Raw genomic sequence first — 16,850 nt, 5'->3', positions numbered from 1 at the left:
ACTGATTCGTTGCTTGAAAAACTCTTATTTAGTTTTTAGGGTATAAAAAATGTTATACCTGCAAAGCCTAAGGAAGTTCTGTTAAGACCGTTCACTTCCTGGGTCTGCGATTACTCGACCCACCGAGAACATTTGTGAACAACATAGAACGACCTATACCCTGTAGGCCTGGTAGCAATAGCGGAGAGGTCACACCTGTTCCCATGCCGAACACAGTAGTTAAGCTCTTCAGCGCCGATGGTAGTTGGGGCATTGCCCCTGCAAGAGTAGGACGCCGCCAGGCAAACTTTTTGTATTTGTATCAAATTTAGTCTAATGTTAAAATTATATTATTACTTTTTGATTATTCCACAGTAGCTCAGTGGTAGAGCTATCGGCTGTTAACCGATCGGTCGTAGGTTCGAATCCTACCTGTGGAGCCATTTTTTGTGCTTCCATAGCTCAGCAGGTAGAGCACTTCCATGGTAAGGAAGGGGTCAGCAGTTCGAGTCTGCTTGGAAGCTCTTGGTGAAACGCTTGTCTTATAAGGGATGGAGCGTTTTTTGTATTTGTAATGATTTAAAGAGAACTAAATGAAATCCAAGCCAATAATTCCACATAAAAATGTAAAGGTTTTCGGCCTTCACTCTCCAAAATTTGTCCAATCGTAGGCATTCTCCTTTTCTTTACGTTTCTTTTCTTCTGTTTCATTGTAAATTGAAGTATCGACATCTACACTAACATCAATATGAACATCATCTGCACTTCTGCTACTAACTTTAACGTCATTATAAGCGGTCGAATAAATGTCAACATCTATATCTATATCATAGTATCCTTCACGGAAGTATTTTCCCCCACATACCAAACATTTAATTTCACTCATTTAACTTCACTCGTTGGCCCTTTATCAATGTATATTTTTGAAATTAGCTTTTATGAAAATTGAATCTCTGTGAAATTTGGTTAAATCAGAAGCAATTATATTAGGTGTATGTCCGTCTTTTGTTAGTTTGTCTTCATAAAGATATTCTATATGGTTATTATTCCACATATAGTCCTCATCCAATATTTCAGCAATCTTTTGTAAAGTAGGGAGGAAAACTCTGTCTAACACACCAGTTTTGGGAAAGATTGCTTGGATAGACTTTTTGAGACTATTTTTCAAACCGTCTGGATAGCTGCCATTTTATAAGTATTTGTCAGTGATGCTTTACAATTAGGTGAAAAATGGTGGAGATTCATCAATGGTAGTTTCTTTTTAGGGAGTATATATTGCATTTTAAATATGTTTCTTTTGTTGGGTACCTTTATTTTGTTGGCTCATTTGCAAGTTTTTAGTCACAATACTGTTTAGCTTAAACAGTTCAATATCCTCTTTAAGTGTTATTTCAACGGGTATCATTGGTGTTGATTCTCTTATTATGGGGATATTATCAGATTTATTTGGGGTTTGAAATATATGAAAAAATACCTAGCATTTAACACTTTGAAACATTTTAATTTATGTATCAAGGAAATAGAAACTAAATCCAATTATGGGGCTGAAGTAGCCTTAAAGTAGATTCAAGTTGTGAATAATTTTCCTATTAATGAAACCTATTCAGTCATTCGCCCTATTAGTCAAGAGACATTTTTCATTATATGCATGGTATCCGTCAGAAGTATTTGAATATGCTTTGAAAAACCAGTAAAGTTTTCTCCATCAAGTATTTTTAAGTCAGTTGTATCATTCGTAACCAGATAATATTTTGAAGCAAATAGAAATAACAAGGAACAGACAGAGGTTTTGTATCAAAGATTTAGATGCTTTTTAGTTTGGAGTAAACCTTTTAAAATGTATGGGTTATAGGGAATCCTTAAAAGATTTATTCATATCAAGCAATCTAGAAAAACCAAGAAGAAGCAAAAATACCACAAAACCTAAAAGGCAAAGATTTACGTAATACCAGATACCACTGCCAAGTAAATCTAGTGGTGTGCTTGCGGATGGCGTATTAGCAAGATAAAGATAATTCGCATTAAATATTGGATTTATGACAAACCCGATAAAAATAGCATATAGAACTAACCATCCATATGTTTCTAGCATTGATCTAAATGTGATTTTTAGATTACTGGTCAATACTAGAAAAATACTTGCCCAGGAGATCACAATATGATGGATAAAAAATTTAAAGTAACGAAAATGTGGAAAGTCATAGGGAAGCTCTGGTGTAATTAAGGCTAAAAATGCTGGAATAATACCAATAAAATATGCTGTAATAATTAATCTTCTGTTATAGTTAATTAGCGCAATAGCAGCAATGATACTTGCGACACCACAGAGGTGAAGTGGTAAATGCTTATTTACACTCCAAACTCCATAAACGATGGTCCAGGTTTGATACATTAATTCTGATAAAACTAACAGACTGAACAAAATCCAACGTATCATATTGTATAGAACACTATTTTTCTGAACTATATTGTAACCTGTAAGTAAAAATATTAGTCCGATTAAATAGATAAGCAGCATAAAAAGGTGAGTTGAACCAAATGCTATAAACGGATCCCCCTCGATATTTCCAAACCATCCTCTCATAAGTTTTCCCCCAGTAAGTTGAGCTAGTGATATGTTCCTATTTATATGAAAATTGTGCAGAAAAAAGACGCTTAACGTTTTAGATAAGCGTCCGTTAGGTTATCCCCCAATTATGTGATAACCGGAATCGACATGAAGGACTTCACCTGTAATCCCTCTTGATAATTCACTCATGAAGAATAATGTTGCGTCTCCTACCTGATCTTGATCAATATTGCGTCGTAAAGGTGCCTTTTCTTCAATTACAGATGACTTCTCATTAAATCCTGAAACACCCTTTGCAGATAGCGTACGAATTGGCCCTGCAGAAACAGCGTTCACTCGTATTCCATATTTACCTACGTCCTCTGCTAGATATCTTACACTAGCTTCTAATGAGGCTTTTGCCACTCCCATGACATTGTAGTTTTTAATAACTCGCTCTGCACCTAAATATGTCTGTGTAACAATACTTCCGCCCTCTGTCATTAATTCCTTTGCAGCTTTTGTAACAGCTGCCAATGAATATGCACTAATTTCCTGCGCTAACAGGAATCCCTCTCGTGAAGTATCAGCATATTCCCCTTTTAATTCTTCCTTATTGGCAAAGGCAACCGAGTGAACTAATCCATGAATAACGCCAACATTTTCTTTTATTTCGCTAAATGCTGAATCAATGCTTTCATCGCTTGCAACGTCACATGAAACGATCAATTTTGGTTGAATATCGTTTTCCTCAAGTAGTTTGACAAGCTTTTTTTGGGAACGTTCTTGTCTATTGGTGAAAATTAGATTTGCCCCCGCATTATGTAATGACTTGGTAATTCCCCACGCAATACTTCGTTGATTTGCTACCCCCATTACAACTATATTCTTTCCATTTAATAAATCAGACATTTGTGTACCTCCCATAAAGATTACTGTAAATATTATAACCTAAATATTAAAGTTAAAGAACCATGGATTGCTGTACAATACAAGGACTTTAATGAATTGAAATAAAAAAATTAAGAAAACTATTTTCCCTCTTTACAAAAATAGTATATCTGTATATAATAAGATTCGTTGGTTTACGACATAACCATGCAAAAGATGACAGTTATGAACACGCCATTATATATGGCCCGTTGGTCAAGTGGTTAAGACACCGCCCTTTCACGGCGGTAACACGGGTTCGAATCCCGTACGGGTCACCATTAAAGTAAAAGATAGCAAGATTTGCGTGTCAAAGTTGCGACAACATTTGGCAACACAAGTACGCACGCATGCATTGGAGGATTAGCTCAGCTGGGAGAGCACCTGCCTTACAAGCAGGGGGTCGCAGGTTCGAGCCCTGCATCCTCCACCATTATAGATGTAAAACACTCTTGCCGAAGTACAAGCATTCACTGAATAGCTTGGTGGAAATGTGTAAATACTTAGGTTAAATATTTATATAAGCCGGCCTAGCTCAACTGGTAGATCAAGCCGTTAACAACAATGAATTTTCTCCCATGTGCAGGCTTGCGAGGAGTGCAACATCACCGAATGAACTTGTAACACGACGAGCCCACTTGATGAACATACACGTAAGATAAAATAGCCTTAAATATATAAGCCGGTCTAGCTCAACTGGTAGAGCAACTGACTTGTAATCAGTAGGTTGGGGGTTCAAGTCCTCTGGCCGGCACCACTTTTTTTATGTATAAATCATGAGAACGTGTTAATAATACGGAGGGGTAGCGAAGTGGCTAAACGCGGCGGACTGTAAATCCGCTCCCTCTGGGTTCGGCAGTTCGAATCTGCCCCCCTCCACCATAGTTATTTGTTGGGCTATAGCCAAGCGGTAAGGCAGCGGGTTTTGATCCCGTCATTCCCAGGTTCGAATCCTGGTAGCCCAGCCATTTTTTATTTATAAATACATAACAACTTCAACTTACCCGAGCCATTAGCTCAGCCGGTAGAGCATCTGACTTTTAATCAGAGGGTCGGAGGTTCGAATCCTCCATGGCTCACCATCATAATCAAACGAAGAATGCTAGCATAGATATAGAGTACATAGTATTATTAGAAATAAACAAGGTCGTTATGTTTTGTAACAACCTTGTTTATTTGCATTTTATACTGTTTTTTTACATAATAGAAGCAGTAATTTTTTTACCAAAATAACTAATTATAAATGAAAAAAATATATTATATTGAATTGCAAAAGGATGAATTGGTATGATAACTTCTAGAATCCCTGGTTTTTATAATATGACTGTTGAAGAACGAAGAGAATTATTGGCATCCAAGCACGTAATTGATGATGAAAAAAAGGGGCACTCACTTGAACAAGATGCCTTACCAGTTACTACAGCAGATAACATGATTGAGAATGTTATTGGAACTTATCCATTACCACTTGGATTAGGACTGAACTTTTTAATCAATGGAAAAGATTATATTGTACCAATGGCAATTGAGGAGCCCTCTGTTGTTGCTTCAGCTAGTCATATAGCAAAAATTGTTCGGAATGCTGGTGGTTTTACAACAGAAGCTACAGGAAGAGTCATGATTGGGCAAATACAAGTTGTTGGTTGTCCAGATATGGATGCCGCTAAAGCCACTGTATTGGCAGAAAAGGATGCATTAATCAATGACGCGAACGCTGCATATCCTAGCTTGGTTGCTAGAGGTGGCGGTGCAGAGGATCTAGAAGTACGACTTTTAAATGAAGAATCGGGCTCGAAATATGGTAAAATGTTAGTAGTCCATGTCTATATAAATACGTGTGATGCAATGGGTGCAAATATAATCAATACCATGGTGGAATCATTAGCACCAACGATTGAACAATTAACAAAAGGAAAAGTTTTTTTACGTATCCTTTCTAATTATGCTGATCGATGTCTTGCAAAGGCAAGATGTGTTATCCCCCCTGAATTATTAGCAACTGGGGATTTTACTGGGGAAGAGGTACGTGATGGTGTTGTTTATGCTTATGAATTTGCCGCCTCTGATCCTTATCGTGCAGTCACGCATAATAAAGGAATAATGAATGGAATTGACCCGATAGTGATTGCGACCGGAAATGATTGGAGAGCAGTTGAGGCAGGAGCACATGCGTATGCGGCGCGTCATGGCAAATATAGTTCAATGACGATGTGGTCTACGGATGATACAGGGAATTTGATAGGAGAACTTGAATTACCAATGTCTGTGGGAACTGTTGGCGGATCCATCCGTGTTCACCCTATGGCCCAAGTTGCTCATAACATGTTAGATGTAGAGTCCGCAGAAGAACTTGCTCAAGTAATTGTTTCGGTTGGGCTCGCACAAAATCTTGGTGCACTAAAAGCCTTGGTGACCGACGGAATCCAAAAAGGTCATATGGCCTTACATTCTCGGTCTGTTGCAATGGCGGCAGGTGCTACTGGGGAGATGATTGATATTATTGCTGAACAATTAATAAAACAAAAAGAAATCCGTGTTGGAAAAGCTAAAGAATTGGTGGAAGAATATATAAAATGAGTGCAGAAAAGGCAACAACTTCAGAACAAACAGCTATAGGTATAGCTCATAGTAAATTAATTTTAATTGGGGAACATGCAGTTGTACACGGACAACCAGCAATCGCTATCCCTTTTCCATTAGTTGAAGTAGAATCGGTAATTGAAAATGTTCCTGGGGCGGTCAAAATGGATAGTGCCTTTTATCATGGCCCGCTTGATTCAGCACCAGAGGCATTGGATGGAGTTGTGAATTGTATCAAGGCGGCATTGGAACAACTCGGTTTACCATGTAAAGACTTATTAATTCGTATTAAATCATCCATACCACCCGGCAAAGGCTTAGGTTCTAGTGCCTCGGTGGCTATTGCTGTGATACGATCTTTATTTGCATATGCGGATGAGGACTATACGGAAGAAGAATTATTAAGATTGGCCAATATTTCGGAGACGTATGCTCATGGAGCTCCAAGTGGAATTGATACATTAACCATTACTTCTGGCTCCCCAGTTTGGTATGAAAAAGGTCGACCATTTTGTTTTATTCAGCCAAACACAGATTTTCACTTCGTTGTTGCTGATTCGGGACGAATGGGTGACACAAGGTCTGCGGTGGAGTCTGTTGCGGAACTGTTTAAATCCGCACCAAGAAGAATTCAGGCTAGCCTTGATCGAATTGGAGAAATCACACATCAAGCTAGAAGAGCACTTGAAAAAGCAAGCAAACACATTTTAGGAAAAACCTTGAATGAGGCCCAAAAGGAATTAGAAGCACTTGGTGTAAGCGATGCGGGTTTAAACAGACTGATTTATTTAGCGCGGAGTGAAGGGGCATTAGGCGCAAAATTAACTGGTGGCGGAAATGGTGGCTGTATCATTGCTTTAGCTCGCAATGAGGCACATTCACACCAACTCTCTGAGAAATTAAAGAAATTTGGCGCACATGCAGTATGGCCTTTTGTATTACGTAAACAAAAATAATTGTTCATTAAGGATTAACGATTGAAATGAGGATAATGATGAAGGCTACAGCTAAAGCACATACAAATATTGCCTTAATAAAATACTGGGGAAAACGGGATGAAACATTGATCCTACCGACAAACAATAGTCTCTCATTAACGTTAGATGGATTTTATACAACAACTACAGTTACATTTCGTGATGATCTCTCTAGTGATACATTTTTTTTGAATGATCAGACTATAACAGGTGAACAATTTAATCGCGTATCAACGTTTCTTGATCTTATCAGAAGTGAGACACAGGCAACAAACTTGTGTGCTGAAGTTCGTTCAACCAATCATGTCCCAACAGCAGCGGGGTTTGCTTCATCAGCATCGGGTTTTGCGGCACTAGCAGCAGCAACCACCCGAGCCCTTGACTTATCAATTAGTGATCAAGATCTTTCACGCCTAACTAGACAAGGTTCAGGATCTGCATGTCGATCGATATTTGGCGGATTTGTTGAATGGCATCAGGGCAGCAAACCAGATGGATCTGATTCCTTTGCAGTACAAGTACAACCTGCTGAACATTGGGATGTACGAGTTGCTGCTGTTGTCCTATCAAATACAATGAAAAAAGTATCTAGTCGTGAAGGTATGAAGCGAACGGTTAATACATCGCCATTTTTTTCAGGATGGGTGGAAAGTATTCCGCAAGATCTTGAACAAATTAAACAGGGTATTAAAGACTGTGACTTTGAAAAGGTTGGGAGTATTGCAGAAGCAAATTGTTTAAAAATGCATGCGACAACACTTGGTGCTAATCCACCATTTACGTATTGGCATGCTACAACACTTGCAGTTATGCAGGAAGTACAGGCAATGAGAGAGCGTGGAATTCCATCATTTTTTACAATTGATGCAGGACCAAATGTTAAAGTTCTTTATTTGCCAAAAGACGAAGCAGCCGTAAAAAAGGCACTCCTTGAAATACATGGTGTTCATGATGTAATTGTAAGTCGATCAGGACAGGGAGTAACATATTTATGAAAAATTTGTCGAACACATCCATGACTATCCGGGTACCAGGTAAATTAATGGTGACAGGTGAATTCGCAGTTCTTGAGCCATTTCACCAATTAGTTGTTATGGCAGTTGACCGTTATGTCTATGGAACAATAGTTGAAAGTAATGAAAATTATTTATCTTTACTGGACTTCGAATTGACAAATTTGGAGTGGCGATACAAAGCAAATAAAGTTCAAGTTAATACAGGTGATGATCGTGTTCGATTTGTTGAGGATGCTATGACAATTGCAATTACCTATTTACAAGAACGTGCAATTGTTCCAACCAGTTTTCACTTGTCGATTAAAAGTGAATTAGATGATGAATCTGGCGTTAAGTACGGACTAGGATCAAGTGCAGCGGTTGTCACCTCTGTCATTGCTGCTGTCCTACATAAACATTTACCTACCAAACCTTCAGCCGAATTAGTTTTCAAGCTTGCGGCAATAGCTCATGTTAAAACACAAGGAAGCGGTTCTGGTGCTGATGTTGCTGCATCATCATATGGTGGCTTTCTTCGTTATAGTTCTTTTCAAGCGGAATGGTTACTTGAGCACTACTTGCAGGCGAAGTCTCTAACGGAACTGTTGGAAGAAGATTGGCGCTATTTCTCTATTAAACCAATTGAGCTCCCGAAAGATGTGTACTTATGTATTGGTTGGACGGGTAACCCTGCGTCAACCTCAAAGTTAATTCCAAGAATACGAAAGCTTAATGATGAGTGCCCAAGCCTATATGAGCAGTTTTTACAAGAGAGTGAGCAGGCGGTCACTACTTTTTTGGCTGGATTTGAAAAAGGTGACTTGGATTTCCTACTAAAGGGAGTAAAGCAAAATAGACATGCACTTGCTACAGTTGGAGAAAATGCTGGTGTTGATGTTGAGACCCCGTTACTGAAAATATTGTGTGACTTAGCTGAACAACATGGCGGTGCAGGAAAGCCTTCAGGAGCTGGGGGCGGGGATTGCGGTATTGCGTTTTTACCAGACAAGGAAAGCGCCCAACAATTAATCCAGGCCTGGCAGAAGGCTGGAATTAAACCACTAACAATTAGACCTAATTTAGAAGGTGCAAAAGTAATTGAGACATTTTAATAATGAATTATAAACCAGATGTTTTAGATGACATCTGGTTTTTTCTGTAATCATTATAAGAAAGAGAAAATACATAGGGCATTTTATGGATCGCTGTATATATATACACCAAAATGTCGAGTTGAGTCATTGCCTTAATTTTGGCTAAAATAAGACAAAAGGGGGCAAAATTAATGAAAAAAGAGATGTCTATTATTGGAGTACCGATGGATTTAGGACAAAATCGACGTGGGGTTGATATGGGTCCTAGTGCAATCCGTTATGCAGGTATTGTCGAAACGTTAGAGCGCTTGCAATATGACATTCATGATCTAGGTGATATTCCGATTAACCGTCCTGATAGTAAACGTGATAAACGAGAAGGTAACCTACGTAATTTGCAGCAGGTTGCAGAAGGAAATCAAGTATTAGCGGAAATGGTTGATCAGGAAATTAATAAAAATCGCTTTCCTCTAGTACTAGGCGGCGACCATAGTATTGCAATCGGTAGTTTAGCGGGAATTGCCAAACACTATGATAATCTTGGCGTTATTTGGTATGATGCACATGGCGACTTGAATTCCGGAGAAACCTCACCATCAGGAAATATTCACGGGATGCCACTAGCAGTTAGCTTAGGTATTGGACACGAAAAATTAACGAATATGCTGGATTATCAGCCTAAAATCAAACCTGAAAACATTGTTATTGTTGGGGCACGCTCGCTTGATCCTGGGGAAAGAAAGTTAATTCAAGATAAGGGAATAAAGGTCTATACAATGCATGAAGTGGATCGAATGGGCATGCCTAAAGTAATGACCGGAGCGATAGATTATTTAAAAGAGCGGACTGATGGTGTTCACCTTAGTCTTGATCTCGATGGGTTGGACCCCTCAGAAGCTCCTGGCGTAGGGACCCCGGTACTTGGTGGATTGAGCTATCGTGAAAGTCATTTAGCGATGGAAATGCTTGCAGAGTCTGAAATTCTCACATCTGCAGAATTTGTCGAAGTCAATCCAATCTTAGATGATAAAAATAAAACGGCTACGGTCGCCGTTGGATTGATGGGCTCCTTATTTGGGGAAAAGTTAAAATAAGAAGTGTGGAAAAATAAAAAAGACATTGAATTTCAAAAAGAAATTTGATGTCTTTTTTTACCCACTTTTTTTATATGTTCATTTACGTTATGATATGTGTTATCTTGGAGGTCAGTAGAAATGTGGTTAGGCGCTCGCTACTGTATTATTTTGATATTCGTTTAATAGTTTGTCCAATTGTTTACTAGACTGCACGACAATTTCAGAAGTTAATCCATGAGAACAACCCAACGTAATCATTTCATCACGACATTGCTCAATTTTTTTTAATAATATAGAATTATCCACAAAACTTGCCTCCTATCTAGTATACTATATTATGAAATTACCCATATCTTTGCAATAATAAACGGTAAAAAATTTAAAAATAAAAGTGAAACCTTTTTGAGCAACAATTCGTAACATAAATACCGCATAGTTAGCGGAGGTACTTGATAATGGAATTTATGATCAAAGACAAAATAAAACAAGTGAAAAAAGGCGACCAATCAGCATTTGAGGATATCGTTGCTTTTTTCCAAAACAAAATTTACCAGCATTGTTACCGAATGCTTGGTAATGCGCACGAGGCGGAGGATATAGCACAAGAGGCTTTTATTCGGGCATATATTAATATCCATTCGTATGATGATCGGCGAAAGTTTTCTACCTGGCTTTACCGAATAGCCACTAATTTAACTATCGATCGGATTCGAAAACGAAAACCAGATTATTATCTTGATGCTGAGATAAAAGGTACAGAAGGGTTGAATATGTACGCGCAGCTTGAAGCGGATAATCGTTTGCCAGAAGAAGAAGTGGAAAGTTTAGAATTAAAAAGCTATATTCATCAGGAAATTTCCGAGTTGCCACCTAAATATCGTACCATTATTATTTTAAGGTATTTAGAGGAATTTTCATTAAAAGAAATTAGTGAAATCCTGGATATTCCACTGGGGACAGTAAAAACTCGGATTCATCGGGGACGGGAAGCATTACGTAAAAAGCTTCGTCACGTGTAAAGGAGTTGGACAGTTTGGAATGTAATCACAAGGCGATTGAGCTTATGCATAAATATTTAGATGGTGATTTAACAAAGTCAGAAGAAGAAAGCCTGCGCGGGCATCTTGAAAATTGCGAAAGCTGCCAACAGCATTTTCATGAGCTAAAACGAACAATTACATGGATTCAAAGTGCTGAACAGGTAGAGGCACCACCCAACTTTACCAAAAATGTAATGGAAAAACTGCCAAAGGAAAAAAAGCGGGTCAGCTACTCACGCTGGTTTAAAGCACATCCAGTCATAACTGCTGCAGCAATATTTTTTATTTTTATGTTTAGTGGTGTATTCTCAGCGTGGAATCAGGATAATCAATTAGTAGTCTCCAAACAAGAAAATTTGGTAATAGAAGGGGATACAGTTATCGTTCCAGAAGGTGTAACAGTTTCTGGGGATCTGGTTGTCAAAAATGGTGATTTGAAAATTGATGGGACTGTTGATGGGAATGTTACATTGATAAATGGAAAACTCCTGGATAGTACAATTAATGGCGAGGGTCTCATGGCCTCCGTGGGAGAAGTTAATGGTGAATTTCAACAAGTTGATCAAGTATTTGAATGGATTTGGTACCACTTAAAAAATATAGTTGAAAGCATCTTTTCATTAGGACAATCGTAATGGGAAATTTATTATTTCAACCTGGGGTGTCCCAGGTTTTTTGTTGTTTAAAATTATAATATTATGACCTTTACAATTATTATCTGTAACAATGGCTATAGCTCTAACGTACGTACACAGGCGTTACGTCAAATAATTTTTATTGGACGGGAAATTGCCCACCCTGGATGCCACGTTTTCAACCTAAAAGTGCTTACGCTTTTCTAATTGTTATCATTCCATCTTACATAAGAAAATATGATATAATATATACTGTTATTATGTGTAGAATGGATGAAATTTTATGAGTAAAAGGAAGTGTGAGCATGCTTGATGGGGGATTTGACGTTTTAGACCTACTTCGAATTGGCGTAGACATTGCTCTCGTCTGGTATGTTTTATATAAATTAATCATGTTAATAAGAGGAACCAAAGCAATCCAGCTTTTAAAAGGAATTGCTGTGGTCCTAGTTGTTTGGCTATTAAGTATTGTGTTTAATTTACAAACCGTCCAATGGATAACGAACTATGCCATAACATGGGGTTTCTTAGTTTCTGTGATTTTATTTCAACCGGAACTTAGAAGAGCACTGGAGCAGTTGGGACGCGGTAATATATTTTCCAGAGGCGCAAAGTCAGAGGAGGATATGATTGAACAAACAATTGAGGCCATTGTTCAATCGGCTAATTACATGGCAAAACGGCGTATTGGTGCACTCGTTTCCCTTGCACGTGAAACTGGAATGGGTGACTATGCGGAAACAGGAATTCAGATAAATGGGAAGCTGACACATCAGTTGTTAACAAATATATTTACCCCAAATACGCCATTACATGATGGTGCTGTTATTATAAAAGGTGATGAGATTGTTGCAGCAGCCTGTTATTTGCCCCTTTCTGAAAGTCCTTTTATATCTAAGGAATTGGGAACTAGGCACAGGGCTGCAATGGGAATTAGTGAAGTAACTGACGCACTTACAATAGTTGTCTCTGAGGAAACAGGCTATATTTCCTGTACGAAAAATGGCGAACTACATAGGAACTTGGATCAAGATGGACTACGGGAATTTTTGCGGGAAAATTTATCGTTAACATTGAAATCCCCTGAAACGAAGTCATGGATCAGGAGGGGGAAGCGAAATGGATAACTGGTTTAAAAGTAAATGGTTTGTCCGGGCTGTATCTTTAGCATTTGCAGTATTACTATTTGTCTTTGTAAATGTGGAAATAGACGATTCCCAAAATGAAGATCGCTTTTTCGGTACGTCAAAGGAAATGCAAACGATTGAGAATGTTCCAGTAGATATTCGGATTGATGAAAATTTTGTAGTAAGTGGTGTTCCTGAACATGTTAGAGTTTCCCTTGAAGGTGCAAAGAGTATTTTAGCACCAGCAGTTAAACAACGAAACTTTGACATATATGTTGATTTACGTGGACTGGATGAGGGAGAGCATAAAGTTGAAATAAAGTATGCCAATATTTCAGATGATTTAAAGGTGTATATTGAGCCTAAAACGATTGATGTTGTAATCGAGGAGCGATCAACGAAGGAATTCAATGTAAATGTTGATTTTATAAACAATCTCCCTGAAGGATATGAACTTGGAAAAACAGCAGTAAATCCGAAGACAGTAAAAATAACAAGTTCAAAGAGTGTCATTGATCAGATTGCAATTGTTAAGGTGTTTGTTGATGTTGGGGGACAGAAGGAATCCATTGACAATCGAGAAGTTCCTGTCAATGTTTACGATAGTCAAGGTAATGAGTTAAATGTGACACTTAATCCGGAAAATGTGGAAGTGTCGGCAGAAATAAATAACCCAAGTAAAACGGTACCTGTAAGTGTCGAAACTACCGGAAAATTACCGGATGGCTATTCACTTGCGTCTATCTCATCTGAGACAAAGGAAATCAAGGTTTATGGGACAAGCAGTGTGCTGGAGGATATTGAAGAGGTTACAACTGAAGAAATAGATTTATCAAAAATAACGGAACCAGGTTCAATTGATGTTGGTTTTGCCTTACCGGATGGTGTACAAGTTCCTGATAAGGAGTCTATCAAGGTGAACCTTGAACTTGAGCAAACAAAGACAATTAAAGATGTACCAATTGATGTTGAAAATCTAGAAGAAGGACAAGAGGTCACATTTCTTAAACCGGATAACGCAACGATGAATGTAACAGCTGTTGGCAAAGCCGAAGATGTGGACAAGCTCACTGCAGAGGATATTACGTTATCGGTCAACGCAGAAGGTTTAAGCGAGGGGGAGCATCAAGCTTCTGTCACAATTGATGGACCGGATGTAGCCAAACTCACAAGTGAATTTGAACAGGTAACGATTGAAATCACATAACGTAAGAAAAGGATAGGAATCGAACTGAAGATGAAAGTGAATGTACGAATTGCTTTCCAAAGGACTAACATATTGCTCTCACTTTACAAGAGTTGGTTTAAATGGAGAAAAGGAGAGGTACAGCATGGGAAATTATTTTGGAACAGATGGTGTTAGAGGAGTAGCAAATCAAGGCTTAACACCTGAGTTAGCATTTAAAATAGGACGTTTCGGTGGTTATGTTTTAACGAAGGAGACCGAGAAGCCAAGAGTATTAATCGGGCGTGATACGCGTATTTCTGGTCATATGTTGGAAGGTGCGCTTGTAGCAGGAATGTTATCAATTGGTGCAGAAGTAATGCGACTAGGTGTTATTTCCACACCAGGTGTTGCTTATTTAACAAAGGCAACGAGTGCTCAAGCAGGTGTTATGATTTCAGCATCACACAACCCGGTTGAAGATAATGGGATTAAATTCTTTGGACCAGATGGCTTTAAGTTATCAGATGAACAAGAAGACGAAATTGAGTCACTAATGGATGGTGAAGATAACCTTCCACGACCTATTGGTGCAGATTTAGGAGTTGTTAATGATTACTTTGAAGGCGGGCAAAAATATCTCTCCTTTTTAAAGGAATCGATTGATAACGATTTTGAAGGGCTACAAATTGCTTTAGACTGCGCACATGGTGCTACATCTGGATTAGCGACACATTTATTTGCTGACCTTGAAGCTGATATTTTCACGATTGGTTCTTCACCAGATGGACTGAATATTAATGAAGGGGTTGGCTCCACCCATCCAGAAACATTGCAGGCCTTTGTGACAGAAAAAGGCGCAGATATCGGCCTAGCATTTGATGGTGATGGTGACCGCCTAATTGCTGTTGACGAAAAGGGAAATATCGTTGACGGTGATAAAATTATGTATATCTGTGGGAAATATATGAACGAAAAGGGCTTTTTACGCCATAGCACGGTCGTTTCTACAGTTATGAGTAACTTAGGCTTTTATAAGGCATTGGAAGAACATGGTATGCGCAGTGATAAAACAGCTGTCGGCGACCGTTACGTGATGGAAGAAATGCGTAAAGGCGGATATAATCTCGGCGGCGAGCAATCTGGTCACGTTATCTTCCTTGATTACAATACAACTGGTGACGGAATGTTATCTGCACTTCAGTTAGTAAATGTGATGAAAGAAACAGGGAAAAAACTATCAGAACTTGCTGGTGAGATGGAAATATATCCGCAAGTATTGAAAAATGTTAAGGTAACCGATAAGAAAAATGCATTAACCAATCCGAAGATACAGGAAGCGATCAATAACGTTGAACAGGAAATGGCTGGTGAAGGGCGCGTACTCGTGCGACCGTCAGGGACAGAGCCACTTGTTAGAGTAATGGTGGAAGCTTCAACAAAAGAAGATTGTGAACGGTATGCGGACCAGGTTGTGAAAGTGATTGATGATTTGTTGGGGATGGAATAGAACTTGCTGATGAAAAACTGCTCTTATTAAAGGGCAGTTTTTTATAATGCTGAAGACTTTGTGGTATGATGAGCAAAAATAAACAATGATCGGAGGAGTCAGCTTGATTACCATTTTAGTAGTTGATGATGACCCACATATACGGGAATTGCTACGGTTTTATTTGCAACGGGAAGGTTACCAAACAATAGAAACGGTGGATGGGAAAGAGGCATTGGACAAGCTGGAAACAGAAAACATTCATTTAGCAATTGTTGATGTGATGATGCCAAATATTGATGGGTATCAGCTATGTGAAGAAATCCGAAATGTGTACGATATTCCTGTAATTATGCTCACTGCCAAGGGTGAAGTTGCTGATAAGGAAAAAGCTTACCTAGCAGGAACAGATGATTATGTTGTGAAGCCATTTGAACCAAAGGAAATTTTGTTTCGGATCAAAGCACTGCTCAGGCGATTTCAAATGACAAGTGAAGAAATAATTACATTAGGTAGTACAGTTATTAACCGAAGAAGCTATGAAGTTCAATCACAGGGGAAAACAATGATTCTTCCACTCAAGGAATTCGAACTGCTAGCACAATTAGCAAGTTATCCAAATCGCATTTTCTCCAGAGAACAGTTAATTGAATTGGTGTGGGGTAGTGATTATGAAGGAAATGATCGCACTGTTGATGTTCATATAAAACGATTACGCGAGCGGTTTTCCAAAACGTCACATGACTTCTCAATTCAAACAGTACGCGGGTTAGGATACAAGTTAGAGATCTAAGATGTAATGGTGTGTTCATCTTCTGTTCATCTTGAAACTGTATCATCAGAATCAAAATGGAATGAATTGCGAATGGACTTGTTAGATAAAGAAAGCTTTTTACGCAATGATTGTTGTTTTTAAATTTCGTAGTTGATAGAAACTGCGGCACTGTGAAAATTCTCTTTTGCAACGTTCTCTCTGGTTCTAATGATGACTAGTGCTTGGATCCGCTCCGTCAGAATACTTCGCTTTCCGCGGGCACGGCTTCAGCCTCCGAAGCGGAAAACCGCCGCTGCGGGGTCTTCAGACACGTGCTGGGGCTGCGCTAACTCGCCCCACCGAAAACCATTGTTCCCGCAGGACAAGGAAGACTTCGTCAGCGTTACATCGCACGCAGAAAATTGATCTGTATTTTCAAGGAGTCTATGTATTCTGCCTCC

At 38.8% G+C, this 16,850-nt stretch carries 15 protein-coding genes, 8 tRNA genes and 1 rRNA gene; 20 read left to right on the top strand and 4 right to left on the bottom strand.

Translation table 11 applies throughout. The annotated features are described in order from the left end of the window. Positions 1 to 167: 167 nt before the first annotated feature. From rrf to ACW2QC_RS14565, 3 genes are all read left to right on the top strand, one after another. Positions 168 to 283, top strand: a 5S ribosomal RNA gene (rrf, locus tag ACW2QC_RS14575). A 64-nt stretch (positions 284 to 347) separates the two neighbouring features. Next, a tRNA-Asn gene (locus ACW2QC_RS14570) sits at positions 348 to 422 on the top strand. A gap of 8 nt (positions 423 to 430) precedes the next feature. Then, a tRNA-Thr gene (locus ACW2QC_RS14565) sits at positions 431 to 503 on the top strand. A 119-nt stretch (positions 504 to 622) separates the two neighbouring features. Here the strand turns inward: ACW2QC_RS14565 and ACW2QC_RS14560 are convergent. The 3 genes from ACW2QC_RS14560 to fabI all read right to left on the bottom strand — a co-directional run bounded on the left by ACW2QC_RS14560 (position 623) and on the right by fabI (position 3,439). After that, positions 623 to 865 (bottom strand): hypothetical protein, encoded by a 243-nt coding sequence (locus ACW2QC_RS14560; protein WP_457544687.1) that lies wholly within the window; start codon positions 863 to 865, stop codon positions 623 to 625. 960 nt (positions 866 to 1,825) lie between these two features. Then, positions 1,826 to 2,563 carry a YwaF family protein gene (locus ACW2QC_RS14555; RefSeq protein WP_457544686.1) on the bottom strand — a complete coding sequence of 246 codons (738 nt, stop codon included), beginning with the start codon at positions 2,561 to 2,563 and terminating at the stop codon, positions 1,826 to 1,828. 99 nt (positions 2,564 to 2,662) lie between these two features. Beyond that, positions 2,663 to 3,439, bottom strand: a complete 777-nt coding sequence (gene fabI, locus ACW2QC_RS14550; protein ID WP_457544685.1) for an enoyl-ACP reductase FabI — start codon at positions 3,437 to 3,439, stop codon at positions 2,663 to 2,665. 224 nt (positions 3,440 to 3,663) lie between these two features. Here fabI and ACW2QC_RS14545 point away from each other — a divergent pair. The 11 genes from ACW2QC_RS14545 to rocF all read left to right on the top strand — a co-directional run bounded on the left by ACW2QC_RS14545 (position 3,664) and on the right by rocF (position 10,197). Further along, positions 3,664 to 3,738: transfer RNA gene (locus tag ACW2QC_RS14545), tRNA-Glu, on the top strand. 76 nt (positions 3,739 to 3,814) lie between these two features. Next, positions 3,815 to 3,890: transfer RNA gene (locus tag ACW2QC_RS14540), tRNA-Val, on the top strand. A gap of 248 nt (positions 3,891 to 4,138) precedes the next feature. Then, positions 4,139 to 4,214, top strand: a tRNA-Thr gene (locus tag ACW2QC_RS14535). A 40-nt stretch (positions 4,215 to 4,254) separates the two neighbouring features. Further along, positions 4,255 to 4,339, top strand: a tRNA-Tyr gene (locus tag ACW2QC_RS14530). An 11-nt stretch (positions 4,340 to 4,350) separates the two neighbouring features. Beyond that, positions 4,351 to 4,425 (top strand) — tRNA-Gln (locus ACW2QC_RS14525). Between the two features lie 38 nt (positions 4,426 to 4,463). Beyond that, positions 4,464 to 4,539 (top strand) — tRNA-Lys (locus ACW2QC_RS14520). Positions 4,540 to 4,744: 205 nt separating this feature from the next. Further along, the gene (locus ACW2QC_RS14515) at positions 4,745 to 6,034 is read left to right on the top strand and encodes a hydroxymethylglutaryl-CoA reductase, degradative (RefSeq protein ID WP_457544684.1); all 1,290 of its coding nucleotides are present in this window, start codon (positions 4,745 to 4,747) and stop codon (positions 6,032 to 6,034) included. Then, entirely contained in the window at positions 6,031 to 6,993 is a 963-nt protein-coding gene (gene mvk, locus ACW2QC_RS14510; RefSeq protein WP_457544683.1) for a mevalonate kinase, read from the top strand. The genes ACW2QC_RS14515 and mvk overlap by 4 nt, the downstream gene beginning before the upstream one ends. Positions 6,994 to 7,031: 38 nt before the next feature. Then, positions 7,032 to 8,009 (top strand): diphosphomevalonate decarboxylase, encoded by a 978-nt coding sequence (gene mvaD, locus ACW2QC_RS14505; RefSeq protein WP_457544682.1) that lies wholly within the window; start codon positions 7,032 to 7,034, stop codon positions 8,007 to 8,009. Continuing rightward, positions 8,006 to 9,121 carry a phosphomevalonate kinase gene (locus tag ACW2QC_RS14500; RefSeq protein ID WP_457544681.1) on the top strand — a complete coding sequence of 372 codons (1,116 nt, stop codon included), beginning with the start codon at positions 8,006 to 8,008 and terminating at the stop codon, positions 9,119 to 9,121. The genes mvaD and ACW2QC_RS14500 overlap by 4 nt, the downstream gene beginning before the upstream one ends. A 173-nt stretch (positions 9,122 to 9,294) precedes the next feature. Beyond that, positions 9,295 to 10,197, top strand: coding sequence for an arginase (gene rocF, locus ACW2QC_RS14495; RefSeq protein ID WP_457544680.1), 903 nt, complete (start codon positions 9,295 to 9,297; stop codon positions 10,195 to 10,197). A gap of 126 nt (positions 10,198 to 10,323) precedes the next feature. Here rocF and ACW2QC_RS14490 read toward each other — a convergent pair whose 3' ends face one another. Beyond that, entirely contained in the window at positions 10,324 to 10,485 is a 162-nt protein-coding gene (locus ACW2QC_RS14490) for a Spo0E family sporulation regulatory protein-aspartic acid phosphatase (RefSeq protein ID WP_457544679.1), read from the bottom strand. Positions 10,486 to 10,634: 149 nt separating this feature from the next. Here ACW2QC_RS14490 and sigW point away from each other — a divergent pair, with 149 nt between their 5' ends. From sigW to ACW2QC_RS14460, 6 genes are all read left to right on the top strand, one after another. Beyond that, positions 10,635 to 11,198 carry an RNA polymerase sigma factor SigW gene (gene sigW, locus ACW2QC_RS14485; RefSeq protein WP_457544678.1) on the top strand — a complete coding sequence of 188 codons (564 nt, stop codon included), beginning with the start codon at positions 10,635 to 10,637 and terminating at the stop codon, positions 11,196 to 11,198. A gap of 14 nt (positions 11,199 to 11,212) precedes the next feature. Continuing rightward, positions 11,213 to 11,854 carry an anti-sigma-W factor RsiW gene (gene rsiW, locus ACW2QC_RS14480; RefSeq protein WP_457544677.1) on the top strand — a complete coding sequence of 214 codons (642 nt, stop codon included), beginning with the start codon at positions 11,213 to 11,215 and terminating at the stop codon, positions 11,852 to 11,854. A gap of 305 nt (positions 11,855 to 12,159) precedes the next feature. Continuing rightward, positions 12,160 to 12,981, top strand: coding sequence for a diadenylate cyclase CdaA (gene cdaA, locus ACW2QC_RS14475; protein ID WP_457544676.1), 822 nt, complete (start codon positions 12,160 to 12,162; stop codon positions 12,979 to 12,981). Further along, a complete protein-coding gene (locus ACW2QC_RS14470; RefSeq protein ID WP_457544675.1) occupies positions 12,974 to 14,188 on the top strand; it encodes a CdaR family protein in 1,215 nt (404 codons plus the stop codon). The genes cdaA and ACW2QC_RS14470 overlap by 8 nt, the downstream gene beginning before the upstream one ends. Positions 14,189 to 14,312: 124 nt before the next feature. Continuing rightward, on the top strand, positions 14,313 to 15,656 hold the full coding sequence (gene glmM, locus ACW2QC_RS14465) for a phosphoglucosamine mutase (protein WP_457544674.1): 1,344 nt from the start codon (positions 14,313 to 14,315) through the stop codon (positions 15,654 to 15,656). 85 nt (positions 15,657 to 15,741) lie between these two features. Beyond that, entirely contained in the window at positions 15,742 to 16,428 is a 687-nt protein-coding gene (locus ACW2QC_RS14460; RefSeq protein WP_457544673.1) for a response regulator transcription factor, read from the top strand. Positions 16,429 to 16,850: the final 422 nt, after the last annotated feature.

The sequence above is a fragment of the Virgibacillus sp. FSP13 genome, from assembly GCF_054048505.1.
This window is presented reverse-complemented; position numbering and strand designations above follow the sequence as displayed.